This window comes from Laceyella tengchongensis (genome assembly GCF_900182735.1).
Lineage (GTDB): Bacteria > Bacillota > Bacilli > Thermoactinomycetales > Thermoactinomycetaceae > Laceyella > Laceyella tengchongensis.
The window spans coordinates 170,051-196,839 of record NZ_FXTU01000006.1 but is presented as its reverse complement, the minus strand read 5'-3'; the positions used below and the strand labels follow the sequence as shown (position 1 = coordinate 196,839).

The window sequence follows — 26,789 nt, the reverse complement described above, 5'->3', positions numbered from 1 at the left end:
TCATGCATGAAGATAACCTGTGACGCAGATGTCTTGGTCAAATTGCGCGACACGCACATCCCGAAGCGAAAGAGATGATTGCATAAGGGAAGGATTTTCCCCCTCAAAGGAAGTGGGGCTATCCTGGCCGCCCAACAATTTTGGCGCGATAAACGCAACCACTTTTTGCACCAATCCTTGCCGTAAAAATGCGGCGTTGACCGTGCCGCCACCTTCGATCATCAGCGACAAGATCCCTTCCTTCCCCAAAATATCAAGCATCTTTTCCAAATCAACTTGCGGCGCCGCACCTGTCGAAATGACGCGCACCCCCTTGGCGAGAAGGAGCTGTTCACGCTCCCGATCCCGTGCATCGGTTGTAAAAATCCAAGTTGGTGCTTCGTCAACCTTTGTAATGGCTGCATCCAACGGGGTTTGTAGGTGACTATCCAATATCACGCGCACAGGATGATTTCCGCCTGGAACCAGCCGAGCTGTCAATCGGGGATCATCGCATAGCACAGTCCGGATTCCCACCAAAATGGCATCATGCCGGTGACGCATCACGTGCACATGTTCACGAGCAGCTTCGCCCGTAATCCAGCGGCTATCTCCCGTCACGGTGGCGATTTTGCCATCCAAGGTCATCGCCGTCTTCAAAGTGACAAACGGCTTGCCCGTTCGGCGGTGGAAAAAATATGCTTCATTCAGCGCTTGGCATTCTGCCGCCAACACCCCTTCGATCACCTCGATTCCGGCCTCGCGAAGCCGGGCGATCCCCCGTCCCTGCACATTTTCATCCGGATCGGTCGTTCCGATCACCACACGCCGAACTCCCGCAGCGATCAACTTGTCCGTACATGGCGGTGTTCGACCAGTATGATTGCAGGGTTCCAATGTGACATAAATGGTGCTCCCTTCTGCTTCACGGCCAGCCATGTTGATTGCGTGCACCTCTGCATGTTCCGTTCCTGCTTTCAGATGAGAGCCCATTCCAACCATTTTGCCGTTTTTCACAACGACCGCGCCCACCATGGGATTGGGGGAAGTCTGGCCGGTTGCGGCTCCTGCCAAATCCAACGCCAATCTCATCCAATCTTCATGCGCTTTCACCTTTTCACCCCCCCTTTGAATAAAAAACCCCGCTTCCCAGTTTGCACAAGGAATCGGGGCAATTGTCAGAAAGAAGCAGGTTCATGTACGTATACAAAATTTAGCATAGCAAAATAAACCTTTAGAAGAGCTTTTTTAAAAAACCTCCCCAAAGGGTACACGACACCTGTTCATCCTTCTCCCATCCAGACTATACTGTCGGCTCCGGAATTTCACCGAATCCACCGCACGCGTGCGGGTCACGGGCTAAGGGGCCAATTTGCCCCATCACCGCCGGTCGGGATTTTCACCCTGCCCCGAAGGATGCAAAAAAACAGATTTAATTTTCCATTTTGAACGAGAAAAATCGTTCATAAGTGATTGTATCAAAAAGAACGGCAACTGGCGAGATGCGAAAATAAATTTTTCCACTTCTTTGATTCTGGCATCTTCCAATTGCACTAATTTCATACGGACAAATACAAAAAAACCGGTGCTCATGAACCCCGTTCATGAATACCGGTTTGTTCGCCAACCCTAACCTAATTCACCATCGGATTTGCAGGCAACTCCGCTTCCTTCAAACTCCGTTTCCAAGGCCAACCGCCTTGCATGCAGAGGTAACTGATTACCGAGAAATAAACGGAAATGATCGTGGTGTGTACCAACGCCGCCACCAGCTGCCCACCGGTCTTAATCGTGATGATCCCGGTCAGCGCCTGCAACGTAATCAAGACAAACGCCATCCAACCGCCTCGCACAAAATCCTGTCGATCGCGAAACGCCTTCAAAATCCCTATCAAGAAAAGCAAACTGAAAAGCCACATAGAATATGCCCCATACCGGTGCAACATGTGAATTCCCGCTAACGAAGTAAAATCAGGTAACAAGGTCGTTCCGCAACCGGGGAACGAATACCCGCATCCCATTGTGGCATCAGCATGGCGTACCAGCGCCCCAGTGTAAACAATGACATACGTCCAAGCAGCCAATCCCCATGTGGCAATCTTCATCCCTTTGCTGATGGGTTGATCGTCTTTCACACTTAATTGTTTTGGCAACTGGAACAACGTCACTGTCAACAAAATTACACTGGCAAATGAGATCAGCGAAAAGCCGAAGTGCAGAGCAAGGGCAAATTTCTTGGCGAATTCGCCTTCAAACACAACCGTCAACGCCCCCAGTCCGCCTTGTAACACCACAAAAAAGAGACTCATAAAGCCCAACGTTTTGACGCGCATATTGTCTTTGAACATCATCCAAGACCATACGGTCAAGATCAAAATCAGCAACCCGTCGATGCCCGAAACAACACGGTGGCTTAATTCAATCAGGGTGCTGATCGGCATCGATTCGGGAATCAATTGTCCATGGCAGAAAGGCCAAGAGTTTCCGCAACCTTTACCCGATTCTGTCTTGCTGACGATAGCGCCCATTAATAGCATGATATAAGCGCCGACCGAGGTGACCACCGCCAGCGCCCGTAAAATTCGAAGCTGTTTCATGCGCATCCTCCTCCATCCACTCCACATCATAACACACTCTGTTCCATCCGTGAAAATCTTGTCAACGAATCGGCACAATCCGCTCACAATATAGGATGATCTTGTCAAGTGGTAGAGGAGCGATCTTCAATACGGTATATCCTCGCAACCCGTAATTTCAGAAACACGAAGTATCACCGAACTGATTAATCAGCAGTCAACCACCGCTCGCGCAAAATGGATATGTTCAAATGCGCGGTAACCATCTGTCCGGCCCAGGAAATAACGTTCTTCAATGTCAGTTGGGGGCAAGTTCTCTTCGAGGCGCAAGCCGATGTGGGCCAGCTCCTTGGCAAGCGTAGCCGGGTCAAACCCTGTTTTCATCGGCTCTCCTACTCGACTCACTGCCTCTTGCATTCGCTTCACGCGAACGGAAGCCCGTTTAGTGTCAAAGGCGTTTAGATCCAAATAATCAAAAACGATCCAACTACCTGTTGCGGCAATATCGGCAAATGAGCGCAAGGTGTCAAACACGGTCTCTCTGTCAAGATAATAAGTCACACCTAGCCAACTAAAAAAACTTCGTAACTGGGGATCAAACGCTGTACGACAAAGCGCATCCGCCAGTTTTTCAGCAGTGAAATCCACTGGAACGAAATGTAATTGCGGCGGTTGCTCCCAGTCCAATTCGGCCAGGCGACGCCGCTTAAATGCTTGTGTGGCGGGATGATCAACTTCAAACACGTGGATCTGCTCCAACATGTCCGGCCGCCGAAACGCAAACGTGTCGAGGCCCGCCCCGAGGATGACATACTGCCGTGCTCCCTGGCGGACGGCTAACTCCAAGCTGTCCTCGGCATGTTTTGAGCGACTGAGGCTGATGGCGTTATGACTTTGCATCACCCATCGTAAGGCACTGGCTTGATCCTGGCAATCAGCGACCTTCTCCGGGGCGAAGTGCGGAAGGGACTGAGCCAGATGGGCTCCCAATTCGGAAAACGCTTCATCGGTAAACCACTGACGAGCTAGAAAATCATCAAATATCTTAGGGGAATCATACATGGCGTGGTATGCGCGGCCATAGGCGGAAATGAGTGCGGTCAAACTAACGCGAGGTTCTTTTTCCATCATTGTTTATCCTCCTCTTGCACGGTTGCTGATAAATTATGAGAGATCAGCTTTCATTATCATCATATTACGCAAGAGGATAAATAGTCAATAAATTTTTTATTATATCATATTTTATTATATTTGTCAAGTGCTATTTTTCGACACCACTCGCCTCAGACTTTGGTAATCGCCGTCTGCTCAACCTATCTTACGACAGACGGCGATTATCAAAAGTCGTCATAGCCAACGATACTCTTTTTTCAGTTGACCCAAGTCAATATCAGCGTATTTATCTGGATGAATCACAATCCGCACCGTGGGAGAAACGCGTTGCTGCTCATGCTGAAGTGAAATGATAATGATGCGAATCAAATCCACTTCGCGAATGCCGATCCCCGCTCTCCCCGTACCAAGCAACGGCACATTGACTGGGTGCCCCTCGCAAAGTTCTCGCGCCTTGGCCCATAAGCCTTTTAACGCATCCCACAAGATGTGCATGTCCATGTAGGGAAGCCCGCTGGGGTCATCCATCATGCTGGAGGCGACAATCAGATACTTTCCTTCGCCAAATACGACGGGCAAAGTGGTGCCGATGGGATAACTGCGCCCTTTGGCTTCAAGTAGCTCATCAACCAACCATCCCACTTCTTTATATCTGTCGAAATCGGCTTGGAAAATCTGCCGCGCCAATTGCACATCCAAAGAGTTGGCAAGGGGGCTGGCTGCAAAATAAAAATAGTTATTGCTTGGAATCACATTAAACCCCTCTTGGGCCAATAAGTCGCCAAACTTGATGACTACTTGGCTCGTTCCCACTCTGATGTTAATTTCCTCTGGGCGAATCATCTGAACCACACCGATGCACAGGCTGATTAGCAACAGGAGCAGAAACGGCCCGATGCCTTGCAACAGTTGCGAAATCGGCAAAAAATACGAAGAGATTTCAATCAATGTCCACATCGTTGCCAATGGAACGAACACCGACGCTAAAAACCGGCCCGGATTGTGTATGATGTCGTGCCATACGACACTCAATTTGATCGATACTGGCCGGAGCTTCTTTTTTACCGAAGAATTCAGTTTAGTCACCCCAAAATAAATCTCTCCTATCCAATTCTCACTATATCGCAAATGGCAAACGCTCACAATCTTCACATCCGGATTTCGTTTTAATACCATCCGCGTTATTTTCCGGGAAACGGAACAAGCTATGAACCAACGAACCATTACAGCCATGAGAGGAGAGTTGGGCATGATTAAGCGAATCGCCACTGTCACCATATACGTTGAAGACCAGGATCAAGCATTGCGCTTCTGGACCGAGCAGGTTGGCTTCACGGTACACGCCGACCATCCGATGGGGCCGAGCGGGCGTTGGATCGAAGTGGGGCCAGCCGGTGCCGAAACCAAGTTGGTGCTTTATCCCCGCGCACTGATGACTCATTGGGCCGAGTTAAAACCTTCCCTTGTCTTTCTCTGCGACGACATCGAGTCCACCTATCAACGCATGAAGGAAAACGGGGTGGTATTCCAAGGTGAGCCCAACAAAATGCCGTATGGTACATTCGCCGTCTTCAAAGACCTGGATGGCTATGAATATGTGTTAAAAGGATAATCCATTAAAACAAGGCAATGCGGCACCGCATTGCCTTGTTTTAAACAACCATTTTCGCCACTATCACCGCCGCGATCGCCCCGATGATCACCAGCATCGTATGCATTCGGAAATAGGCCAAAACCACAGCCACACCGCCACCGATCAACCCGATAACCGGGTTTTTATCAATCAATAACACCCCTGGGAAGATCAATGCTCCCAATGCTGCATAAGGGATGTTCTTTAGCAATCGGTCCACAAAGCCGGGGATCACCATCCTGTCCATGACCCATGCTGGCAACAAACGCGGGACCATCGTCACTAAAGACATTCCGAGAATGATCCACCATGCACTCACGCTTTCTCCCCCTTTCCCGCAAACAAGGCGCTAGCTGCCAACGTCGCCAAAATGATCGACCAACCGGACGCCAACCCAAGTAGCTCCGTGCCCAACGCATTTATTAGCATGGCAGTGCCAGCGATCATGACCACCTTGCGCTCCCGTCTCATCTCCGGGATTAACAAGCTGATGAACATCGCATACAAGGCGATGGACATGCTATTACCGATGTCGGGGGGGATAAACTGGTACAACATGCCGCCCAACAGAGTACCTCCCACCCAAGCCAAATAAGCAGATAACATGATTCCGGCCAAAAAAACGGGGTGGTTTCTTCCCGACAGGGTGGCCACGGCAAAGGATTCATCCGTCACCCCAAGCGACAACGCCCCTTTCCAGGCTGGGCGAACACCCTTCAATAAATTTATCAGAGAAAGTCCCAACACTACATGGCGCAAATTGATGACCAGCGTGGCTAGAATGATTTCCAATCCCCCTGCCCCCGTCGCCAACATATTGACGGCCATAAATTGGCTGGCGCCGGCATACACCAATATCGACATCAATGCCGTATCCCACAGACTGAGTTCCACCTGTCGCGCCATCACGCCAAAAGCGATAGCAATGGGTATGTAGCCGACGGCAATCGGCAAAGCAACTTGAATCCCTGTCCAAAACTGCGCTGCATGTGGCCTTGTTTCTCGCCCTTCCGACGCTCTCACTCGATCACCTTCTTCAAATCATTCGACAAGCGAAATTTTTTTGGTTTTCATTAACTATAGGCTGTTCCAAAAATGACGTCAATCATTTTCATAAATAAAAAATCCTTGCGGACAAAACGCAAGAATCCTATGTCATTCCCTCCCCAGCGTCACGCCTCATTGGGTGCTTGATAAATCCCATGTTTCCAGATTTCAAAGAGGTCCTCGATCTCCGCCAACATGTTCTCAATCATGGACATGCCCAAATCCGGCTCAGCCAACAACCGCTGGCGCCATTTGTCGGTTACTGCTTCTAGACAAAACACCAACAACTCTTTCACCCGCTCGCGCGGCATGTCTTGGCGAAAACGAGAGAAGTCAATCCCTTCCCATAACAGTTGCTGATACACCTTCCAAGTCTTTTCCTGCCATTGTCGGATCTCAATGGCCACCTCTTCCGGCACGGGCGCGTACGCGGTGAGCAGAAAGCGGTATTCCAACGGATGGTTTTGCAACAGCCGCCATTTCATGCGTCCGATTTGCAACAAGCGCTCAAAAATATCGGCGCTCAAATCTTCTTTGGGCGGAACACTCGCGGCCGTCACCCGAGTCACGCAATAATGGAAAGTAGACAAAAAGAGCCCTTTCTTATTACCAAAATAATGAAACAAGAGCCCTTTGGAAATATTCGCTTCCTGCACAATCTGATTAGTCGATGCCCGCTCGTACCCTTTGTCGGCAAATTCCCTCACTGTTACTTCAAATATCTTTTCCCGTTTGTCGTCTGGGATCTTCTGATATGCTTCCACTGCGTTCCTCCAAAATTTATAGACCATATGGTCAACCGATTGATTTCATTTTTCTATTCTACCTTGGGCAAAACGCATGGGCAACAATCCATCGAAAAAGGCGTTTCCCTTCGTAACAACTAAAGGCCTTGGCAAGACATTTCCGTCCTGTCAAGACCTTCGTTTGCCGTATTGCTCCAAAATGAGCCGGATCGCTTTGCAGGTGATGGGCGCACCCCGTTCCACATCATCAAACTCCTTCATTTTACCCACATCACCCATCCCGATGATAAGCGGAACGGGAATTTTGTTCAGTATCTCTACCGTATCTCCAAAAATCCGTAGCGGTTGATCACGCTTCGCCTTCCCGTACTTGTCGACTCCATGCCCGACCAAATTACCATACCGATCCAACGCAAAGTGAACAGGCGTTCCCTTGGAGTGATGGCAATTGGAAGCGACGGCAATCGCCCCCAACACTTCAATGTCAGGATGCGTCGCGACATCGCGCAGGGCCTGCTCTCCTTGGCCCTCTGAGCCGTTGCCGCAGTCGTCGAACATGACTAGCACGGGATCATGTGGCGCTTGTTTAATCAAGCTAACCAATTCAGAACCGGTGAGGGGGGTGGGGTTTCCCGCCGAGCGAGAAATGCAACGTCCGCCCAACCGTTGCGCCGCAACTTCCAGCGCTCGCCTGGCGACATGATCCCCGTCGGTAACCAGAATCACCTGTCTCTTGGACATGCGCGTCAACCTACGAGCCCGGTTGCGGCCTCTTGCAACGCTTCACGAATCGGCGCATTGCCAAAGAACCCAGCGAGCGGAGCCACTCCCGCTCCATCTATCAGACTCAGCCCATAGGCGCAAGACAGATCCATAGGCAAACACCCGTTGACACAGATCAATCCCCCCGCTAAAAAAGCGACCCAATACGAACCCATTTACCTCGCTCCCTCCTCTTACACAACTCCTATTGAAGCGATAGATGTCCTATCCCAGCCCTTTCACTTCATCAAAAAACTAGCCACTGCAAAAGTGATCCGGCCATTTTGCCTAAAACCATGGCGATTAGCAGAAAGGTCAATTGATCTTGCACCCGCAACCGTTTGGCTAGAATTGGGATCACATTGACGACTTCCGTCAACGCCGCCGCCAACAAACCCACAAACGCGCCCATCAACACCCCGAGCACACTGATACACCAATCAGGCAAACGAAAACCGATGTTCAAAAGATCAATCCCCGTAAAGAAAAGGACACCGCTGATGATCGACCATTCATAGACAGGAACATAGGCATATGTCCTGGTTAACTGAGCCAAACGAGGGACGATATCCAACACAGTGATAAAGGCCGCAAAGCCGCCGCCCACAGCAATTCCACCGGCAAAGCCGAAAAAAATGAACAACGCGTCTGCCAAGCCGGTCATGAAAAATCCACTTCTTGCTTCTCATCATTGATCATGTACTGGTCAATCGTTTCCTGATACTGAAACGTCTCCAATTCCAGCGGGCTTGGCTCTTCGTTAAACTTCCTCTGAAATAAGCGATTGAAAAAAAGCATCATTCCCACACCAATGCCAATCGAATAGGGAATTTGTAGAAGCAGAGGCTTTTTCACATGCTGCCCTGTCAACAAAAATACAATCCGTTCATGTACAGCTGCCATACTCACATCCGTATGGAAGTTCATGATGGCCAAGCCTGAACCTGCAAATAATACGAGGGAGACAAGCATCACATATAAAAAACGCGGCCGTTTGTCAGACAATTTCACCTCGACCAACATCTGATGAGGCCCCACTTGTTGCACTTCTATCATAGGAAACTTTTTTTGCACCAACTGAATGATGTCAATCACATCGATGACAAGGTAATTGCCGTGGCCTAACTGGGGGACGCACACAGGCATGCTCCCCACTTCCGGCGGAATCCCTTCCCCTGTCAGCCGGCACAGATCCTTGATGGTGAGCGGTTGCCCTGGAGTGGCCATCACCTTTTTCTTCAAACGAAGATAAAGCACGGGCTTCATGGGCAAGTTCCTTTCCGCTGTGGTAATTATCCCTAGTATGCTTCAATTGGCGGCCGAATATAAAAAAGCACCTGAATATGACAGGTGCTGGCAGTGGCGAAGGGAGTTCCTAGCCCACGTTCCACGTTTATTTTTCGTGTTTCAAATCGAGTTCTTCACGCATACGAGCAATAATCTTTTTTTCCAATCGGGAAACTTGTACTTGGGATATGCCCAGCCGCTCGGCAACCTCGGACTGGGTTTGATCCTTATAATAACGAAGGTAAACGATCAACTTCTCCCTCTCTGACAAACGATGGATCGCATCTTTTAATGTCAACTTGTCAAACCAGGTCGTCACCGGCTCATCCGCGATTTGATCCATCAAGGTGATCGGATCCCCGTCATTTTCATACACCGTTTCATGAATAGAGGCCGGTGCGCGATTCGCCTCTTGTGCAAAGACGATTTCTTCCGGCTCGACATCCATCGCCTTGGCGATTTCTTGAATAGTAGGCACACGATTGAAGCGTTTGGAAAGTTCGTCTTTCGTTTTGCGGATCTTGTTGGCCATCTCTTTTAGCGACCGGCTTACTTTCACCATGCCATCATCGCGCAAAAAGCGCTGAATTTCTCCGATGATCATCGGTACGGCATAAGTGGAGAACTTCACTTCATAATTGAGATCGAACTTGTCGATTGCTTTCAACAGGCCGATGCAACCGATTTGAAACAAATCTTCCGCCTCATAACCACGGTTCAAAAAACGTTGGACAACCGACCACACCAGCCGAATGTTGTGGCGAATCAGTTTGTTGCGGGACTCCATATCCCCTTCCTGGCTCGCCTGGATCAGCTGTTTTACTTCTTCATCGGAGAGGTGGGGGTGCCTGCTGTTACGCACATCCGCTTCCATCGGCATCCCTCAATTGGCCATCGTCTGATGACGACTTTTTAGATGTTTCACCATGTGCACCGTTGTGCCATGGCCCGGTTTCGAATGGATCAACACTTCGTCCATGAAATTCTCCATGATGGTGAAGCCCATACCAGAACGCTCCAGCTCCGGCTTCGACGTGTACAGGGGTTGACGGGCCATGTTGACATCGGCAATCCCCACCCCCTGATCGGAAATCGTGATGCTGATCCGCTTTCCCTCTATCTCGGAACGGACATAAATCGTGCCATCTCCCTTTTCCTCATAGCCATGGATCACCGCATTGGTGACGGCCTCAGACACCACCGTTTTAATGTCTGTCAACTCTTCCACCGTCGGATCGAGCTGCGACACGAACGAAGCCACCGCAATGCGAGCAAATGCCTCATTCTCCGACTTGCTGGCAAAACGGAGCTCCATAAAGTTTTTTCCCACTTCTTTCATGACGCCACCCCACAAGCCTTAATCGCGCTGCGCTCATCTTCATGCGTAGGCAAAATCTTGAACAAACCCGACATCTCCATCAAACGGTGCACCGAAGGGCGGATGGCGCAAAGCATCATTTTGCCCCCCAACTGTGTCACCTTTTTATACCTGCCTAGAATCACACCCAAACCGGAACTGTCCATAAATTCGAGATCAGCCAAATTCAACACCAGATGGGAAAATCCCCCCCGAGCCAACTCATCCTCAATCGAGCGCCGCACCTGCTCTGACGCATGATGATCCAATTCTCCCCGCAATCGGACAATCAAGATATCACGATCATGTTTTACTTGAATATGTAAACCCATCAGTTATGCTCCTCCCTTTTTTAACCCTATTGTTCTACGAATTTCCTTTTTGTTCCTTCCCCCGCCCGAAATAACAAAAAAATCGGGAATTCCCGACAAACTAGTCAAAAATCCCCGATTTCTTTCACTCTGTTTCTTGCAGTTGCTCGGGCAAATGCAACACTTCTCCAAGCACTTGCTTGACCGAAGTCCACCAGCTAGCCCGCCGAATCTCCACCGAGCTTACCAGCTCCAGCTCCTGTACCGGGCGACCATCTTTCACCAGTTGCATCTTGCCCAACACTTGCCCCTGTTTGATTGGGGCTTGCAACGAACGCCACATCCACTTTTTCTGATAACTGTTTGGATCTTCTCCTTTTTTCATCAAAATAGAGATCGGGCGTTTGGCTTTGATCACCAATGTCCGCGGGTCCCCTTTATCAATTTTTTTCACTGCTATGACATCCCCTTGTTTGTAAAGAGGGTGGGACACGTACTGGTTGAAGGCGTAATCGAACATGCCCGCTACTTCGGCATTGCGGGTTTTGGCGTCGGGTTCACCCATGACCACCGAGACGAGGCGCATGCCGTTCCGCTTGGCTGTCGCCGCCAAACAAAACTTCGCTTCTGACGTGTAGCCGGTCTTCAAACCGTCAACTCCTTGGTAATAACGCACAAGCTTGTTGGTGTTCACCAACCAAAAAGGCTTTTTGGAACCTTGGCGCAAATAATCTTGATAGATTCCAGTGAACTTGGTGATGAGCGGATATTTTAAGATCTCACGTGAGAGCAGGGCGATATCGTAAGCGGAAGAGTAATGATTGTTCGCTGGCAGTCCGTTGGCATTTTGGAATTGGGTGTTTTTCATCCCCAATTGGAGGGCGCGCTGGTTCATCATGCGCACAAAATTGGTTTCGGTACCACCTATAAACTCTGCCAAAGCGACGGATGCATCATTGGCAGAAGCGATTGCGACTCCTTTTAGCATGTCATGCACACTCATCTGTTCGCCCGGTTCAAGAAAGATTTGCGTTCCCCCCATCGACGCGGCGTGTTCGCTAACCCGAACGGGGTCTTTCAATGAGATTTTCCCCTGATCAATCGCCTCCACCACCAAAAGCATAGTCATCAGTTTGGTGATACTGGCAGGAGGAAGAGGTTGGTGGGGATTTTTCGCAAACAGCACTTTTCCCGTTCCCGCATCCATCAAAACGGCAGACACTGCTTGCGGAGCCAGATCTTGTTCTTCCGCAGCGTGAGTCTGTCCGGTGCGCGTAAATAAGCCCGCACCTAAGAAAAGGCCGGCCAACACGATTCGGCTGAACTTTTTCAGCATCGGATTTCCCTCCTATATCTTCCGGTGTTTTTTAGTCTGCCTCCTTCATGGAAAAATATGCAAAAAGACTTTCCCGCCTCAATCGGACAGGAAAGCCTTGAAAAATAAGACGTATTTGTCATTTCGTTTGCTTGGATACGGTGATGACCGCCGTTTTTTCATCGGGACTCACCGCGTCAAGGTTGATTTGCAATCCGTGGTATGGCAAAATTTTGCCTCCCGCCGGATTGAAAGGGCTAGAATAATCGTTGCCGTCATGGAACACGGATACGCCCGGCAAAGAATCGTATTTCATATAATAATCAGGGTAAATCACATGGATCGGGGAGGTGGGCTTAACATGGAAAGCGGCGTCATTCACTTGATACCGGGTGCTGCCCACTTGCCCATTGCTCCAATAATGTCCGCGCTGGTGGGCGTCAACCACCCCGACAAACCCTTCACCCGGATGTTTCCCCGTCATATTATCTGTGCCGAAGCGGGCGTCATAATACCAGACCAGCATCCCCGGATCATAAGAAAGGAGACTGTCGTTTCTACGCACATGAGCTAGGCCTCGGTCCACTCCCCGATGGGTGCGCCACTCCACCAAATAATAATGGGCATAAGGGATCTTGGCACCATCGAACAATGCAAATCCCTCCAGCACAAAGAGTGGCGCTCCTTCCGCATCATCGCTGAACACCGCTTTGCCATCCGCTTCTACAACGATATTATCAACATAAAAACCTTCTTCGGTCACTGCGATGTCGGTGACATAACGGAACTCCACCTTCACCTTTTTGCCGACAAAACCGCTCAAGTCGACTTCATCATTGACCCAAGCTCCATTGGTTGTGTCGGAATAAGCCTTCACTCTCACGGGATGAGCGGCGCCGTCTGTGTACACATTGACATATAGATAATCATATCCCACCTCAAGCTTGCGCCAGGAAGCGAAACGAAGCTTCGCCGACTTCGCTTGGGTCAGATCGATTTCTTGTGAAACCATGCGGGTGTCCAACATATCGCCTTTGGTTGAGAAATAGGCTTTAGAACCGAGCGGTTGCGTCGGCGGATCTACCAGCCGGTCAGGGAGGTTGATTTTAAGTAGTTTTCCTCGCTTTCTGTTGGCAACCGCTTCCCAGAGAAGAAACGTTCGCTTGTGATTTAAGTGATTGATATCAATAACTGTTGGTTGAGGCCAATTGCCGCCATACAATTCATGAAAAAACAGTTTGCACCATGCGCTGAGCCCAGTCGGCTCTGTTCCGGGAATTGTGCCCGTCCAGCTACCGTAAGACATCAGCGACCATGCTTCCACCGGAGAGCCGGTACCGGTGTAACCCGTATCATACTCGTCAGGCAAGCCGATGTTATGGCCATATTCATGGACGAATACTCCCGTCGCACCGTCTTCAGGCTGGATGATATAATCAAACGCCTTCAGTTTGGTGCCCGGGATGGGCACTGGCTCCGGCCCGATCACAGAGCGGTGGGACCAAATCGCGTCATCTCCCAACTCCCCACCCCCGGCTTCCTCTCCCATGCCCGAATGGACGATGAACAAATTATCCAACAAACCGTCGGGTTCCATCACGTCACCATCTCCATCGATGTCATAGGGGTCGCGCTGATCATATTTGTCTTCATTCCCTGCTATTTGCCGGGCCACAGCCGGTAACGTCTCTTTAGCCAATTCTTGTGCCCGAACGTCGTTGAGTTCATAACCGTCGCCAACATCATGTGCGCCATAATAGGCCGCGTCATGCTTTGCTTTGACCCAAGGCGTCACCTTGCCGTCCAGGGCCCAAAAACCTGCCGATTGCTGCAAATAATATTGTGTAGCAGACACATATTTTTTACCATTATCCATTTTGAAACCATTACGGTTAAATAGCAAATTCCAATAATGGGCAGAGCTGAAATCCTTTACCCAAAAAGAGCGATCACCTGGATCGGGCAGTTGATTATGGGAATAATCCGGGAATTCGATCAACGCTACCACCGCTTGGTCGACATGCTTGCGTTTGCTTGGCTTGCTTGCCGCGTCCCCTTCTTTCGCCTTAGCGATGTTGCGGGCCGCTTTGGCTTGCACAGCTTTTTTGTTCTTATAAGCCCGCTTGCCGAACGGCTTGGATGTATCAATCCCATCCGTTGCACTGTGCGGGTTGCTTCCCCGCCTCACATACGCCTTGATCGCTTCTTCTATTTCCACCGCAGTGGCATTTGGCCTCAGTTTGCCTCGTTTTTTCAGGGCTTCGATCAAAGCTTGCTCATTGACAGTCGACCAATCAATCGCACGGGCGAGATCCTTTTGGTTTACTGATGATGAAGCAAAGCTACTGGGAGGTGTACCCGCAACCGCCGCCGCCACGCAAAAGGATGTTATCAAGGCGATGATCGGCTTGTTTCGCTTCATATCGAACCCCCTTCTCCAAATAAATGGAAACTCACTTCCATTATAAATGAAGTCTAATTATTTTCAAGATTTATCCATAATTCAATGCTTCATTGTCACGTTCGTAAGAATGATCTTGGCGGATAAATAAATGGGATTTTTTTAAAAAACAAAAATAAAACACCATTTAGAAATAAAACGGATTGACTTCAACAAAACATAATAATATCATTTTCTAATGATTCATAATATTAGTCTCAGACACCAAACAGAAAAGGAGCGATCAATCATGAATCTCTTAATCATCAGCGGCAGTCCTCGCAAACAGTCCAATTCCCTCCGGATCGCGCAGGCGGCGGCCTCTTTCTTAAATCAATCCGGAACCAGTGCAGAACTATGGGATCTCCAGCAACGCCCCTTGCCCATTTATGACGGGGATGAATCAACGTACCAACAGCCGGAAGTGGCTGCATGGCTAAAATCAGCCAGCCAAGCAGATGGCTTTTTTATCGTGACGCCCGAATACCATAACGGCATGAGCGGCGCCCTAAAAAACGCGCTTGACTTTTTGGGAGGAAGTTATTTCCAAAAGAAACCAGTCGCGCTCGCCTGTGCTGCGGGAGGCGGAAAAGGAGGAATCAACGCGCTGAACAATTTGCGTCTCGTCATCCGCGGTGTGGGTGGTCTCGTCCTCGCCGAACAATGCATTGTAGATAAAAATGATTTCGATGAACACGGACGCATCAGCCCGGAAGTTCTTCCACGGTTGGAGCAACTTTTGACTGAATGGGCAACATTGTCCCGCCTTTTAGCCAAAAAATAAAGGCACCGCCAGCCTCGTACGCGCTCCATCCAGCGCGTACAAGGCGGCGATGCCATGCCCAACCAACATATCTCTTCGTCGATAGCGGCCTCACTTGCTTCAGATTTCTTGCACAATGCCTTTAATCAGGTTCATGAACACCGGTTTGGTCCGATTGGCCACTTCCACCACTTGTTCATGGGTGAGCGGCTCTGATCCCAAGTCCTCACCGACGGCCATGTCCGTGATGCAAGAAATGCCCAAAACATCCAAACCCGCATGCCGAGCAGCGATCACTTCGGGAACAGTGGACATCCCAACCGCATCTCCGCCAACACGGCGCAACATGATCAATTCCGCCGCCGTCATATAGGTCGGCCCACTCACTCCCGCATAGACGCCTTGTTGCAAACGGGTGCCCAGCTTATCGGCCACCCTGTGCGCCAATTCGCGAAGCGCAGGGGTGTACGCTTGGGACATGTCAGGGAAACGCGGCCCCAATTCGTCATCATTGGGCCCGATCAGTGGATTAGCGCCGGTAAAATTAAGATGGTCGGTGATCACCATCAGATCGCCCGGTAAAAAAGCGGGATTCATCCCCCCAGCCGCATTGGTGGCGATCAAGCATTTCACCCCAAGCGCTTTAAGCACATAAACCGGAAACACAACCTCCTGTTGGCTATACCCTTCATAAAAATGGAAGCGCCCTTGCATAGCCACCACCGGTTTGCCCGCCAATGTGCCGATGACCAATTGGCCGGCATGCCCTTCGACAGTGGATTCCGGAAAGTGCGGAATCTCTTTGTACGGCACAACCACCGCGTCTTCGATTTCATTGGCCAAATCACCCAAGCCCGATCCAAGAATTAATCCGATCACCGGTTTGACAGTTGTCAAGCCGGTGATTTTCTTTTGGGCGGCCTCGATCTTTTCTCTCAGCTTCATCTGTTTGCGCCTCCTTATGCGATTTCCCGAACCAAGCCTTTGACCAGGCGAATAAACATTTCTTTCACTCGATTCGCCGTTTCCATCACTTCATCGTGGCTGAGCGGTTGCGGCAAGATGCCCGCTGCCATGTTGGTGATGCAAGAAATCCCCAATACGCGAATGCCGGCATGACGGGCCGCGATTACTTCTGGCACTGTAGACATGCCCACTGCGTCCCCGCCCAACACACGGAGCATGCGAATCTCCGCCGGCGTTTCATAAGACGGCCCCAGCACTGCGGCATATACCCCTTCTTTCAACTGGACACCTTGCTCTCCCGCAACACGGTGCGCCAGCTCGCGCAATTCGCCGTCATACGCATTGGACATATCCGGGAAGCGGACGCCCAATTCCGGATCATTGGGGCCAATCAACGGATTGCGGAACATCATGTTAATATGGTCTTTGATCAGCATGAGGTCGCCGGGCTCATAGCTTTCATTGATGCCGCCTGCCGCGTTGGTCACTACCAGGGTCTCAATCCCCAACTCTTTCATGACGCGAATAGGGAACGAAACTTTTTCCACCGCATGCCCTTCATACAGATGAAAACGCCCTGCCATAACCAAAACGGATTTCCCTTCCAGCTCGCCGATGATCAACTCACCGGCATGCCCTTCAACCGTAGACACAGGAAAATGAGGAATCTCTTGGTATGGGATGTGGGCAGCGTCAGTAATCTCATCGGCCAAGACGCCCAAGCCTGATCCCAAAATCAGTCCGATCTGGGGAGTGGCCTTGCATTTTTCACGAATGTACTTCGCCGCTTCTCTGATGTGTGCACGGGTTGTCATATGGATCACCTCATGTGAGTTCATTTAAAAAGCTTTTGCCGATGGTGGGCAGTTGCACTTCAAAGTTTTCAGCCAACGTTGCGCCGATGTCCGCGAAAGTGCCACGCACACCCAGTGATTTGCCGACTTGCGGCAATGATTTGCTGTACACTAACAGCGGCGTGTACTCCCGGGTATGGTCTGTACCGTGGTGAGTTGGGTCGTTTCCATGGTCAGCGGTGATGATCAGGAGATCCTCTTCACCCAATGCGTCAAGCACCTCTGGCAAACGGGAGTCAAACTCTTCCAACGCTTGAGCATATCCAGCCGGATCGCGACGATGGCCGAATTTGGCGTCAAAGTCGACCAGATTGACAAAAGCCAAACCATTGAACGGTTTCTTCATGACATTCAGCAACTGATCAACGCCGTCCATATTGGATTTGGTGTGAATGGCGCGGGTAATCCCTTCTCCAGCGTAAATGTCGGAAATTTTGCCAATGGCGATCACATCCCGGCCAGCCTCTTTCAAGGCATTCAATACCGTTGGATGTGGCGGTTTCACCGAATAATCGCGACGGTTAGCCGTGCGGGTAAATTGGCCAGGCGAACCGATGAACGGACGCGCGATGACGCGGACGACGGAAAATCTTTCATCCAAGGTCAACTCGCGGGCAATCTCGCAACAACGATACAACTCTTCCAACGGCACAACCTCTTCGTGCGCGGCAATCTGAAACACGCTGTCTGCCGATGTGTATACAATCAAGCCGCCTGTGCGCATATGCTCTTCGCCCAATTCATCGATAATTGCGGTGCCGGAAGCAGGCTTGTTGCCCAGCACTTTGCGGCCTGTCCGCTCTTCAAACGCTTGAATCAACTCCCGGGGGAAACCGTCGGGATATGTTTTAAAGGGTTTATCCGTATACACCCCCATGAACTCCCAGTGTCCTGTGGTGGTGTCTTTGCCTTTGGACAGTTCACTCATTTTACCGAAATAAGCCCGCGGCTCATTCACCGCTTCAATGCCGCGGATGGGCTCAATATTTCCCAACCCCATGTTCTGCATGTTCGGCATATGTAACCCATTTTTAAATTCGGCTATATGGCCCAAAGTATGTGCCCCGGCATCATTGTATTCAGCCGCATCGGGCATCTCGCCGATGCCAACGCTGTCCAATACGATCAGGGACACACGCGGAAATCGTCTCATGAAATCGCCTCCAAATAACAACCTCTCCCCCCGTCATGAGGGGTTAAAGAGCAACAAACATCAATCGGTTAACTTTGCCGTGGCTGGCCAATCAAGTGGATAAGCCAACACCTTATAACGATACACCCTGGTGATGCACACGATGTGCACAAAACGACAAAAGAAAGGAGATCACCATTGCCCCATTATGGCGGCACGGGCCCTCCTTATGCTTTGACGAATGAATGGTAGAGAAGTTACTGTGGCAACGCATGCGGTAAGCCGTTGATGTGATGTCGCCCCCCATCTTACATTATATACCCCTAACTCAAATCATAAAGAAGAAATTCATTACATTTGGAGAAAAAAAAGAAACGGACAGGCGGTGCCGTTTCACATCATTCTCCCAACCAATAAAACATAAGTAACCGTTCCTTTATTTTTTGTGCAGGCGCCTCGGCCACTCGCGCCGTTTCCTGCTGATGCCCAAACACCTTGATGGCGCCTCCGTTCGGCTCCTTATACATGTAATCCGGTTTGAACAGAGGCACCAAGAAAGAGAACAGCTGGTACAAAAGCAACGTGAACAGCACAAACAATAAAAAAAATTGGCTCCATCGTTTCAAACGGCGAAGTGAAATAACCATGATCCATCTTTCCTTTACCCTGTATTGCTATAAGGGTATGGGAAAAGGATACAAGTTATGCGAGTTATGCCAAGCGTTGACCAATCGCCTCTTCCAGCGGCACATACGGAAGACCCAAGCTTTCGGCGACGGCAGAGTAGGTGACCTGCCCATTGATGACATTGACCCCACGTGCCAGAAAACGGTTGTCGGCAAGTGCTTGTGTCAATCCTTTGTTGGCGATCTGAACTGCGTACGGAATCGTGACATTGGTCAACGCGATGGTCGATGTCCTCGGCACTGCTCCCGGCATATTGGCCACTGCATAATGAACTACTCCGTGCTTCACATATGTCGGTTCACTGTGAGTTGTCACCCGGTCGATCGTTTCAATGGACCCTCCTTGGTCGATCGCCACATCCACAATCACTGAACCGGGTTGCATAGTGCGAACCATTTCTTCCGTCACCAACCGCGGTGCGCGGCGACCTGGTATCAATACCGCGCCTACCAACAAATCCGCTTTGGCAACGGCCTCCGCCAAGTTGTAACGGTTGGACATCAACGTCCGCAATTGGCCTTGGAATTGATCATCCAGTTGTCTCAACCGATCCGCATTAATATCGAGAATGGTTACGTTGGCTCCCATCCCCAAAGCGATTTTGGCCGCATTCGTACCTACGACGCCACCACCGATAATCACCACTTCTCCAGGCAGTACCCCGGGGACGCCGCCGAGCAAAACCCCTTTGCCCCCTTTGGGCTTCTCCAAAAATTGCGCCCCGATCTGCACCGACATCCGTCCGGCTACTTCGCTCATCGGGGTCAACAACGGCAACGCACCGTTATCCAATTGAATCGTTTCATAAGCGATGGCAGCCACTTTTTTATCCATTAACGCCCGGGTGAGCTCCGGTTCTGGTGCGAGATGCAGGTAAGTGAAAAGAATTAGGTTTTCCCGAAAATAAGCAACCTCCTCCGGTTGCGGTTCTTTCACTTTCATGATCATGTCAGCGTTTTCCCATACTTCTTTGGCACTGCCCATGATTTTGGCTCCATGCGCTGCATACTGATCATCTGTGAAACCGCTCCCATTTCCGGCCCCGCTTTGGATCAGCACCTCATGGCCGGACTGCACCAGCGCATCCACCCCCGCTGGAGTAATGGCGACACGGTTCTCATTGTTTTTGATTTCTGTTGGCACTCCTACTTTCATTCGCGAATCCCTCCTTAAGTCTCCTATCATATTCATGCGCCATTCACGGAGGAATTATTGATGCCAATACAAAAAAAATGAGACCTTTTTAAGAAAAAGATCTCACGTCACTTTAGAACCTACTAATTTTTTGGGGTCGGTCACTTTTCCTTTGCATCGGTGGCATATCCCGTGAAAGGTTAAGCGATGATCAATGATCTGAAAATCATATTCTCTCTCAACTTGCACCTCGATCGGGCCTAACAAGTCTTCCATAATTTCATCCACCGTGCCACAATTGAGGCAGATGAGGTGATGGTGATGATGCTCCGCCCCTTCTGCTCTGAATTCATACCGCGTAACGCCGTCTCCGAAATTGAGTTTGTGGATGATCTGCAAATCACTTAATAGCTCCAATGTCCGATAAACCGTGGCCAAACCGATCTCGGGAGCTTTATCCTTCACCAACAGGTAGACATCCTCTGCGCTTAAGTGATCCTCTTCATTTTCCAGTAGCACACGGACCGTCGCTTCCCGTTGGGGGGTTAATTTATAATTATGGGCGGATAATTGCTGTTTAATTTGTTTCACCCGGTCTTCCACAAAAACACCCCCCTGTTTATCTGACACCATTATATTGGAGAGTCGCAGAAGAGTCAAACCACATGAAAGACACTATTAGATAATAATTATTTTAAAACTGGCGTTAATTCCATGATTGATCCATCAATTGTTCTGTTGGAATCGCTTCTTTCATCATGACTGGTGAAAGGTAAGCTTCTAATGCGGCTGAAACCAACATCACGACAGCCATGGCCGTCACCAATAGCGAAAAGGAGACGAACTGTGGGTATATGGTTCCCCGATAGTGGATCAACCGATTCTTGATGAGCAAGGTGGAAAAGTGAATCCCCGCCACTGTCACAATAATGAGCGCTGGAATCATCAGCAAGTTTTGCGGCACCACTGATACAAAGGCAAACCACAATCCTTCCCACGCCAGTTGGTTGACTAGGAACCCGACTGTAAATCCGATCACCAGGCCTTTTAAGAATATGAACACCAGCAAAAGGGGAATGCCGATAACCGACAGACCCAAAATCCACATGAGGCCAATTGTTTTCAAATGATCCCCCAACGCGTGTTGAAACGCTACTTCGGGCTCGGCAATCGTGTGTTGCTCCAATCCCCTAAAAAAATGGCCCAAGTAAGTCAACAGCCCGTCCTTTTGCGCGGGATCAAGCGTATTGACAATCACCGCCCCGAAGATCACCCCCATCATAAACAAGACGGTGACAAACAAATAGGGTGACCGTTGTTGCTGAATGTGCGATTGAATCGACCGTCTCCACTTGTTCTTCTGCTTCATCCGACTTCGCCTCCTTCAGTCCCGTCACACTACTCTATGACTAAAATGGAAGAGGTATGCCGTATGAAGCTAGAGTTTGAGAAAAGAATTCAACCGCCCCACTCTTTGTTAGATTCTCTTTTTTTCTCTCCGACCGCATACAAGTGGAAGCCTGATCCCTCGCCTAGCCAGCTTTCCACCACCCAACCATCGGCCGAAGCATTGCTTTGCTCGGTCCGCACATGCGCCTTTTGCACGCTCAATCCCAAAATTCCCCGCACGGGCCCCAGCCAGCACATAATTCCGACCAACAAAATCACAAAGGTGATCACCGCATTGCGCAACCAATCTTCAGATGTCTCCGAGGTAAGCATGTTTTGAAACACATAAAAGCCGATGAACAAAAAATAACTGAAGCCAAACAATACCCAAATCGCTTTGAACCCAGCTAATAGATACCCGATTCGCTTGCGTCTCAACAGGAAGATTAATGATTTGATCGCAATTAAGCCAATGATGAACACAATTAATAAGGTCATGAGATTCGTCAACACTTTCCCTGACCAGATGAGTGGACTCACATTCATCCCATACGCCTCCTCCAAGATGCCTCGGCCCCCTTTGACCGGGGGAGGAATGGTGGGTGCGGCCTGGTGTCCCATTTGGCAGGGATGGCTCTCAGGGCGCACCCACACATTTCAAGCCTTGTCCATCTAGGGCGTGTCTGGTGAATCAAGTTGGTAGGGAAGAAGCGGTGGAAAAACCTTTTCTCGATGAGCGCCTCGCCAAGCGTGAAGCGAATGAGAAAATGGTTTTGGAGCCGCTGGCCTATTCATCAGACACACCCTAGCAAAAAGTCGAAGCAACCCGCCCTTGCCTATAAAATCCAGCCATCTCCAAATATTATATTTATCTGAAATTATTATAACCTTTCACGGACTAGCAGATAAGCCCGATGCAGGCGTCACCCCAACTATCATCCCAAACTCACACGGCTTATCATCACACTCATGCGTGGCGCACAAAAAAACACGTTGCTAAAACGTTGATCCACCGGTGTATCACCCGATCGCCTCCATTGCGATGCCTCGCCACAACTAGGCGTTTCCCAGTCTCATCACCTGTGTTGCGACAGGGTAGCAACAGCGATGGATGATCCTACACAAACGAAAGGTGTACATCCACGGGTGCGATTCGTTGATGATTGTTCCATTATCCGTTCTCTTTCCAGTGTCGCATTACCATCAATTTATCATATCACAGCAGCCTAGCATAGATGACGGAAGCAATCCCCCCCTCTTTTTCTGCCCCGCTTCCTTTCAGAATAACTCCTTTACAACTGGCCGACATTAAGGGGGAAAGGAGGATAACAATGGCAGAAAGAGCGATATTCGGATATTTCCAAACGATTGATGCCGCACAGAAAGCCGCTGCAGAGCTACGACAGGCCGGCTTTGAAGTTGATGTGAGCCGTTTTTCTCCCTTGGGCGGCGGAAAAGACGCCGACGGAGACGCCACGCATAGTAATCCGTTCGAAAACCCACGGATGTCATTGGCTGAGAGCACGCTGGGTAGTCCCCGTCTCGATCCCGACAAGAGCGTTATGCAGGCCGCCCATCCCGACGCCAGCGGACTGTCCGGTGGCCAACCCCTATCTTCACTTGAGGATGTGTCAGTCACTGTGTTTGCAACCTCGGAAGACCGGGTGCAGGAAGCGGAATCCATCTTGCGCAAACACGGAGCCAGAGAGTAAGGAAAAAGCTAACCACATCGGTTAGCTTTTTTGTAATGGATCAACTTTGCCATAAACGCCGCCGCCCCCTTCGGACAATGCCAACCGCTGCTCGCGCGCCAATTGGATGTAATGGGCGATAGCCGCGCCGGCTACTTGGCGGATTTCTTCCAACTCCGCATGATGAAGCACGTTCATCTCCGTTCCAAATGCCTGCAATAATTTGTCCAGGGTTTTGGGGCCCAGTTTGGGGATGAATTCAAGCGGCACTTGATAAATATATGGGGGACGGTGTGTCGGGTGGCTACTTGGTTGATCGGCGATCTCCTCGATCCTGTCCTTCACGCCTTTCACCTTTTTCGGGCTACTGCAGTGTGGGCAACAGGCGATTTGGCTTGACGGCCACAATTCGTCACAATTCAAGCAACGGGTTTGATAGTATTTTCCCAGCTTGGGGTTTAAGCCGTAATTAGCTTGGACGCGCCTGCCACCCTCTCTGGCGAGCGCCCGTTTCAATTCTTGAAAACTAGCATCTCGCACCAGCAATTGATTGTATTCGCGACCGATTTTGGGTAGAGAGTGAGCGTCCGAATTGGTGACAAATGTAAACGGTGCCAACTCGGATAGTTGATCTGCCAAAACCGAGTCAGAGCTCAACCCGAGTTCCACTGCCGATACCTTCTTCATGTCCAACAATTGCTCCATGCGGGGTGCGGCATTGCCGTAAACACTTTTAAATGGGGTGAATACATGGGCTGGAATAAACAAACCACCCCACTCCCATACTTTTTCTTGCAGGGCCAGGGCCGATTGCCGCAACCGTTGCGTGCTTAACTGGACGTTTTTCATATAGCGCTCCAACCAGGCGGTAAGTTCTCGCATCTGTTCCAAGCCCGGCAGGTACACTAAGACGTGAAACGCACCGGCCCCCTCCTTAAGCTCGATCTCTGCCCCCAACACGCAAGTCGTCCCCCCATACGTGATGCCACCCTCCGGATGTTCGCGGTAAAGCCCCTTGTCCAATCCTGCCTGAATCTCTTCCTGTACTGGAGGGGACTGGGCGTCGATGATTCCGATCAGCTGAATGCCTTTGCGGTGAAACGCTTCCTTTATGATCGCCTCAAACGTCATGTTTTTCGCCGCTGTGATTTTTACAGGGAGATTGCCCTGGGTTCTGCCAATATGGATATGCAAGTCGGCGAAAATCTCTTGCAACTTCATCTCCCGCTCGACACCCGGGCTTGCCATAAGTAGACTGCGGCCACCGTTTTGGCGTCCATGATGTCGCCACTTTGAATTCGCTCTAGACACTCATCCAGCGTGCATTCAACCAATTCCACAAATTCATCCTCATCGGGGTTCACTTCCCCTTTTGTTAAACCCTCAGCTTGATAAATGTGCAAACATTCATCTGAAAATCCGGGAGAGGTGTAAAAGGAAACCACATGCGTCAAGCCCGTGGCCCGGTAACCCGTTTCTTCTTCCAGCTCTCGTGCCGCGCAATCCCCGGGGTCCTCTCCCGCTTCCAATTTACCCGCCGGGATTTCTAGGATCGTCTTTTCCAACGGCTTTCTGAATTGCCGCACCAGCACCATTTTCCCCTCATCCGTAATAGCCAGAACGGCGACGGCACCTGGGTGTTTCACGATTTCGCGTTTGGCAGCGCGGCCATCGGGCAATTGAACGTCATCCACTTGCAACTGAACCACTTTGCCCGTATATATCGTTTGACTCGCAATCGTTTTTTCTTCAAAATTTCGCATCGTTGTCACTCCTGTCTCAATCTATTCCTTATTATAACTCACATCCATCCCCAAACCGACCATTCTCGTACAAATGGAGACAGCCGTTTACGCATATGGATAAGATGATGTGTCAATGCTGGTTAAGACAAATAATCTCCGGTGGTGATCCAGATGAAATGCACCTGGCGACAATCAAGTTTCTGCGTGAGCGGCAAAGGCTGGCAAGTGCGTGCCTATCTACGCCAATTGACTAACCATCCTCTAACCGTAAAACAGCTCATCGAACGAAAACAGCGCTTGTCCCGTCCACTGCGGAAAGAGAAGCCCATACATCGACTCTTGCCCAATCAACGCACAAAGGCCGAGCCTTGATCGGCTCGGCCCTGATGCCTTTATGATTGAACCGTTTTTCTAGCCCATCCAGGCAGAGACAAGCGATGTTTTACCGCAATGGCTCGCAACTGCCGAATCAGCTTCTCTTCTAAATCGGGGCGCACCATACGTACAAAGTTGGCGTACCCTTTGATGTAATCCCAATAATGCGGATGGCCTGCGCGATTTTCCGCTTCTAGTCCGTTTTTTTCAACATTGTGCAACAACGCCCGAAACTGTTTCCATTCTCGGCGGTTGACATTGATCTTCTCGTTAACTACAATGCCCGTCACTGTCTGCCGATTGGTCCGCTTCAACACTCTCGTTTTATCTTCATTGACGGTGAATCCTTCAAACGCCACAATCCGACGCACTTGGTTTATGACGGCGCCAATTTGGCCGATTCCAGCCTCTGAACAAGAGAAAGTCATGTCATCAGCATAGCGCGAATATTGAAAGCCATACTTTTGTGCTAACCCTGACAAACGCTCATCCAAGCGACGGCACAAAAGATTCGTTATGGCCGGGCTGGTGCAGGCCCCTTGTGGAAGCTGGCGTTCCCCGATCGCCACGTGGTACACACGGCCTCCAAGCGTGACGGCGCGGCGCGGCGGTTCGGTACACAGGAGCGCCAACAACGTACTGATCATCTCACTATACCCAAATGATTGAAACAAGCCTCGAACCCGATAAAAATGAATGCTGGGAAAAAAATCTCGCAAATCCATCTTCATTACCGCCGCTTGGCCGACATGCTGTTTCGCGTTGTCCACAATGCTTTTCCCCGGCACAAACCCTTGCGCCGCAGAGTGTACCGGCAGGCGGTCGAGAAGATGGGTCTTAATCCAAGCCTGTGCTTGCCTGAGCGTTTGTTTGGGAGCGGAAATTTCCCTTTCTTCCCCATTTTGTTTGGGGATGGTGAATCGGAAATAATGGGACAGTGTCGCCGTGTTGCGATGGTATGTAAGCCATTTGAGCTTGCTTACCGAGATTCCTATCGCCTCCGCTAACTCTTCCGCGGTGGTCACGATGGGCAACCCAGCTTGGCGCAACATTTCCGTCTGGGTTTCCTTGTTTTCCAATCCGCCTGAAACCCCTTCTCCTGCATACACAACATGGCGAGCGCGGTGCTGTTCCCACGCTACTTTGGCCTCGCGGCGCTTCTGTTCTCGCTCTGCCTTTTGTTCCTCTCGCCTCTTTCTGCTGGCTTCAATCCGTTTTTGGCGCACTTCTTGTAACAGTTGCTGCACCTTTGGCATGCTCATGCCTTTGGACTGCAACCGCCGCAATTCCGCCGCTAAGCGGGCGCGCTCCTCATCCTCGGCTTGCTGTTGCTTCTTCTCTTCCTCTGTCAATGAATCGTTGCTCCAGAAACCCATGCGGATCATCTCTTCGCGAATGGTCGCTTCCCGCCCATTTGCACTCACTTTTTGAATCCACTCTTCCCTGGTTAAGGGACGTTTTTCCTCCGACATCCGATCTCCCTCCTC

At 50.2% G+C, this 26,789-nt stretch carries 32 protein-coding genes and 1 riboswitch; of the genes, 5 read left to right on the top strand and 27 right to left on the bottom strand.

Annotation, left to right across the window (positions count from 1 at the left end):
• The 4 genes from ribD to QQZ12_RS13225 all read right to left on the bottom strand — a co-directional run bounded on the left by ribD (nt 1) and on the right by QQZ12_RS13225 (nt 4,754).
• A complete protein-coding gene (ribD, locus tag QQZ12_RS13240) occupies nt 1-1,092 on the bottom strand; it encodes a bifunctional diaminohydroxyphosphoribosylaminopyrimidine deaminase/5-amino-6-(5-phosphoribosylamino)uracil reductase RibD (RefSeq protein ID WP_102992189.1) in 1,092 nt (363 codons plus the stop codon).
• A 169-nt stretch (nt 1,093-1,261) separates the two neighbouring features.
• Nucleotides 1,262-1,400, bottom strand: a riboswitch (FMN riboswitch).
• A gap of 213 nt (nt 1,401-1,613) precedes the next feature.
• On the bottom strand, nt 1,614-2,576 hold the full coding sequence (locus QQZ12_RS13235; RefSeq protein ID WP_189319009.1) for a COX15/CtaA family protein: 963 nt from the start codon (nt 2,574-2,576) through the stop codon (nt 1,614-1,616).
• Between the two features lie 189 nt (nt 2,577-2,765).
• Nucleotides 2,766-3,686, bottom strand: a complete 921-nt coding sequence (locus tag QQZ12_RS13230) for a class I SAM-dependent methyltransferase (RefSeq protein WP_223248069.1) — start codon at nt 3,684-3,686, stop codon at nt 2,766-2,768.
• A gap of 216 nt (nt 3,687-3,902) precedes the next feature.
• Nucleotides 3,903-4,754, bottom strand: coding sequence for a macro domain-containing protein (locus QQZ12_RS13225; RefSeq protein ID WP_123827428.1), 852 nt, complete (start codon nt 4,752-4,754; stop codon nt 3,903-3,905).
• Nucleotides 4,755-4,917: 163 nt separating this feature from the next.
• On the opposite strand from QQZ12_RS13225, the gene QQZ12_RS13220 reads away from it, so the two are divergent.
• A complete protein-coding gene (locus QQZ12_RS13220) occupies nt 4,918-5,280 on the top strand; it encodes a VOC family protein (protein ID WP_054095378.1) in 363 nt (120 codons plus the stop codon).
• Nucleotides 5,281-5,320: 40 nt separating this feature from the next.
• Here QQZ12_RS13220 and QQZ12_RS13215 read toward each other — a convergent pair whose 3' ends face one another.
• The 12 genes from QQZ12_RS13215 to QQZ12_RS13160 all read right to left on the bottom strand — a co-directional run bounded on the left by QQZ12_RS13215 (nt 5,321) and on the right by QQZ12_RS13160 (nt 14,548).
• The gene (locus tag QQZ12_RS13215) at nt 5,321-5,620 is read right to left on the bottom strand and encodes an AzlD domain-containing protein (protein ID WP_083464793.1); all 300 of its coding nucleotides are present in this window, start codon (nt 5,618-5,620) and stop codon (nt 5,321-5,323) included.
• Nucleotides 5,617-6,324 (bottom strand): AzlC family ABC transporter permease, encoded by a 708-nt coding sequence (locus QQZ12_RS13210; protein WP_245888358.1) that lies wholly within the window; start codon nt 6,322-6,324, stop codon nt 5,617-5,619. Before QQZ12_RS13210 ends, QQZ12_RS13215 begins: the two co-directional genes overlap by 4 nt.
• A 149-nt stretch (nt 6,325-6,473) precedes the next feature.
• Nucleotides 6,474-7,112: a TetR/AcrR family transcriptional regulator gene (locus QQZ12_RS13205; RefSeq protein WP_054095380.1), complete on the bottom strand. Its 639-nt coding sequence runs from the start codon at nt 7,110-7,112 to the stop codon at nt 6,474-6,476.
• 150 nt (nt 7,113-7,262) lie between these two features.
• Nucleotides 7,263-7,835 (bottom strand): stage V sporulation protein SpoVABEA, encoded by a 573-nt coding sequence (spoVAEA, locus tag QQZ12_RS13200; RefSeq protein WP_022736229.1) that lies wholly within the window; start codon nt 7,833-7,835, stop codon nt 7,263-7,265.
• A 5-nt stretch (nt 7,836-7,840) separates the two neighbouring features.
• Complete coding sequence (locus tag QQZ12_RS13195; RefSeq protein ID WP_102992186.1) at nt 7,841-8,032, bottom strand: hypothetical protein; 192 nt, start codon at nt 8,030-8,032, stop codon at nt 7,841-7,843.
• A 71-nt stretch (nt 8,033-8,103) separates the two neighbouring features.
• Nucleotides 8,104-8,520: a stage V sporulation protein AB gene (locus QQZ12_RS13190; protein WP_022736227.1), complete on the bottom strand. Its 417-nt coding sequence runs from the start codon at nt 8,518-8,520 to the stop codon at nt 8,104-8,106.
• Nucleotides 8,517-9,122, bottom strand: a complete 606-nt coding sequence (locus tag QQZ12_RS13185) for a stage V sporulation protein AA (protein WP_022736226.1) — start codon at nt 9,120-9,122, stop codon at nt 8,517-8,519. Before QQZ12_RS13185 ends, QQZ12_RS13190 begins: the two co-directional genes overlap by 4 nt.
• A 127-nt stretch (nt 9,123-9,249) precedes the next feature.
• Complete coding sequence (gene sigF / locus QQZ12_RS13180; protein ID WP_102992185.1) at nt 9,250-10,017, bottom strand: RNA polymerase sporulation sigma factor SigF; 768 nt, start codon at nt 10,015-10,017, stop codon at nt 9,250-9,252.
• A 9-nt stretch (nt 10,018-10,026) separates the two neighbouring features.
• Complete coding sequence (gene spoIIAB, locus QQZ12_RS13175) at nt 10,027-10,482, bottom strand: anti-sigma F factor (protein WP_022736224.1); 456 nt, start codon at nt 10,480-10,482, stop codon at nt 10,027-10,029.
• A complete protein-coding gene (gene spoIIAA / locus QQZ12_RS13170) occupies nt 10,479-10,832 on the bottom strand; it encodes an anti-sigma F factor antagonist (protein ID WP_022736223.1) in 354 nt (117 codons plus the stop codon). The genes spoIIAB and spoIIAA overlap by 4 nt, the downstream gene beginning before the upstream one ends.
• A 124-nt stretch (nt 10,833-10,956) precedes the next feature.
• A complete protein-coding gene (locus tag QQZ12_RS13165; RefSeq protein ID WP_154986908.1) occupies nt 10,957-12,147 on the bottom strand; it encodes a D-alanyl-D-alanine carboxypeptidase family protein in 1,191 nt (396 codons plus the stop codon).
• Nucleotides 12,148-12,265: 118 nt separating this feature from the next.
• Nucleotides 12,266-14,548 carry an immune inhibitor A domain-containing protein gene (locus QQZ12_RS13160; RefSeq protein ID WP_106342836.1) on the bottom strand — a complete coding sequence of 761 codons (2,283 nt, stop codon included), beginning with the start codon at nt 14,546-14,548 and terminating at the stop codon, nt 12,266-12,268.
• Between the two features lie 268 nt (nt 14,549-14,816).
• On the opposite strand from QQZ12_RS13160, the gene QQZ12_RS13155 reads away from it, so the two are divergent.
• Entirely contained in the window at nt 14,817-15,350 is a 534-nt protein-coding gene (locus QQZ12_RS13155) for an NADPH-dependent FMN reductase (RefSeq protein WP_284724533.1), read from the top strand.
• A gap of 99 nt (nt 15,351-15,449) precedes the next feature.
• Here QQZ12_RS13155 and QQZ12_RS13150 read toward each other — a convergent pair whose 3' ends face one another.
• The 8 genes from QQZ12_RS13150 to QQZ12_RS13115 form a co-directional block, all read right to left on the bottom strand.
• Nucleotides 15,450-16,274 (bottom strand): purine-nucleoside phosphorylase, encoded by an 825-nt coding sequence (locus QQZ12_RS13150; RefSeq protein WP_284724532.1) that lies wholly within the window; start codon nt 16,272-16,274, stop codon nt 15,450-15,452.
• Nucleotides 16,275-16,288: 14 nt separating this feature from the next.
• Nucleotides 16,289-17,110: a purine-nucleoside phosphorylase gene (locus tag QQZ12_RS13145; RefSeq protein ID WP_102992181.1), complete on the bottom strand. Its 822-nt coding sequence runs from the start codon at nt 17,108-17,110 to the stop codon at nt 16,289-16,291.
• A gap of 10 nt (nt 17,111-17,120) precedes the next feature.
• On the bottom strand, nt 17,121-18,302 hold the full coding sequence (gene deoB / locus QQZ12_RS13140; protein ID WP_102992180.1) for a phosphopentomutase: 1,182 nt from the start codon (nt 18,300-18,302) through the stop codon (nt 17,121-17,123).
• Nucleotides 18,303-18,679: 377 nt separating this feature from the next.
• The gene (locus QQZ12_RS13135) at nt 18,680-18,928 is read right to left on the bottom strand and encodes a DUF4227 family protein (RefSeq protein WP_022736216.1); all 249 of its coding nucleotides are present in this window, start codon (nt 18,926-18,928) and stop codon (nt 18,680-18,682) included.
• A gap of 64 nt (nt 18,929-18,992) precedes the next feature.
• On the bottom strand, nt 18,993-20,123 hold the full coding sequence (gene ald / locus QQZ12_RS13130; RefSeq protein ID WP_102992179.1) for an alanine dehydrogenase: 1,131 nt from the start codon (nt 20,121-20,123) through the stop codon (nt 18,993-18,995).
• A gap of 102 nt (nt 20,124-20,225) precedes the next feature.
• Entirely contained in the window at nt 20,226-20,735 is a 510-nt protein-coding gene (gene fur, locus QQZ12_RS13125) for a ferric iron uptake transcriptional regulator (RefSeq protein WP_022736214.1), read from the bottom strand.
• A 73-nt stretch (nt 20,736-20,808) separates the two neighbouring features.
• Nucleotides 20,809-21,471 (bottom strand): stage II sporulation protein M, encoded by a 663-nt coding sequence (gene spoIIM / locus QQZ12_RS13120; protein ID WP_102992178.1) that lies wholly within the window; start codon nt 21,469-21,471, stop codon nt 20,809-20,811.
• 89 nt (nt 21,472-21,560) lie between these two features.
• Nucleotides 21,561-22,037: a hypothetical protein gene (locus QQZ12_RS13115; RefSeq protein ID WP_284724531.1), complete on the bottom strand. Its 477-nt coding sequence runs from the start codon at nt 22,035-22,037 to the stop codon at nt 21,561-21,563.
• A gap of 140 nt (nt 22,038-22,177) precedes the next feature.
• Between QQZ12_RS13115 and QQZ12_RS13110 the strand changes: the two genes are divergently transcribed.
• Nucleotides 22,178-22,300 (top strand): hypothetical protein, encoded by a 123-nt coding sequence (locus QQZ12_RS13110; protein WP_284724530.1) that lies wholly within the window; start codon nt 22,178-22,180, stop codon nt 22,298-22,300.
• Between the two features lie 522 nt (nt 22,301-22,822).
• On the top strand, nt 22,823-23,203 hold the full coding sequence (locus QQZ12_RS13105) for a hypothetical protein (RefSeq protein ID WP_102992177.1): 381 nt from the start codon (nt 22,823-22,825) through the stop codon (nt 23,201-23,203).
• A 21-nt stretch (nt 23,204-23,224) separates the two neighbouring features.
• Here QQZ12_RS13105 and QQZ12_RS13100 read toward each other — a convergent pair whose 3' ends face one another.
• Nucleotides 23,225-24,430, bottom strand: coding sequence for an endonuclease Q family protein (locus tag QQZ12_RS13100; RefSeq protein ID WP_284724529.1), 1,206 nt, complete (start codon nt 24,428-24,430; stop codon nt 23,225-23,227).
• Nucleotides 24,400-24,945 (bottom strand): NUDIX domain-containing protein, encoded by a 546-nt coding sequence (locus tag QQZ12_RS13095; RefSeq protein WP_102992175.1) that lies wholly within the window; start codon nt 24,943-24,945, stop codon nt 24,400-24,402. The genes QQZ12_RS13100 and QQZ12_RS13095 overlap by 31 nt, the downstream gene beginning before the upstream one ends.
• Before the next feature lie 153 nt (nt 24,946-25,098).
• Between QQZ12_RS13095 and QQZ12_RS13090 the strand changes: the two genes are divergently transcribed.
• Nucleotides 25,099-25,299 (top strand): hypothetical protein, encoded by a 201-nt coding sequence (locus tag QQZ12_RS13090; protein ID WP_123827427.1) that lies wholly within the window; start codon nt 25,099-25,101, stop codon nt 25,297-25,299.
• 20 nt (nt 25,300-25,319) lie between these two features.
• On the opposite strand, the gene QQZ12_RS13085 is transcribed toward QQZ12_RS13090, so the two are convergent.
• Complete coding sequence (locus tag QQZ12_RS13085) at nt 25,320-26,774, bottom strand: reverse transcriptase domain-containing protein (protein WP_284724528.1); 1,455 nt, start codon at nt 26,772-26,774, stop codon at nt 25,320-25,322.
• Nucleotides 26,775-26,789: the final 15 nt, after the last annotated feature.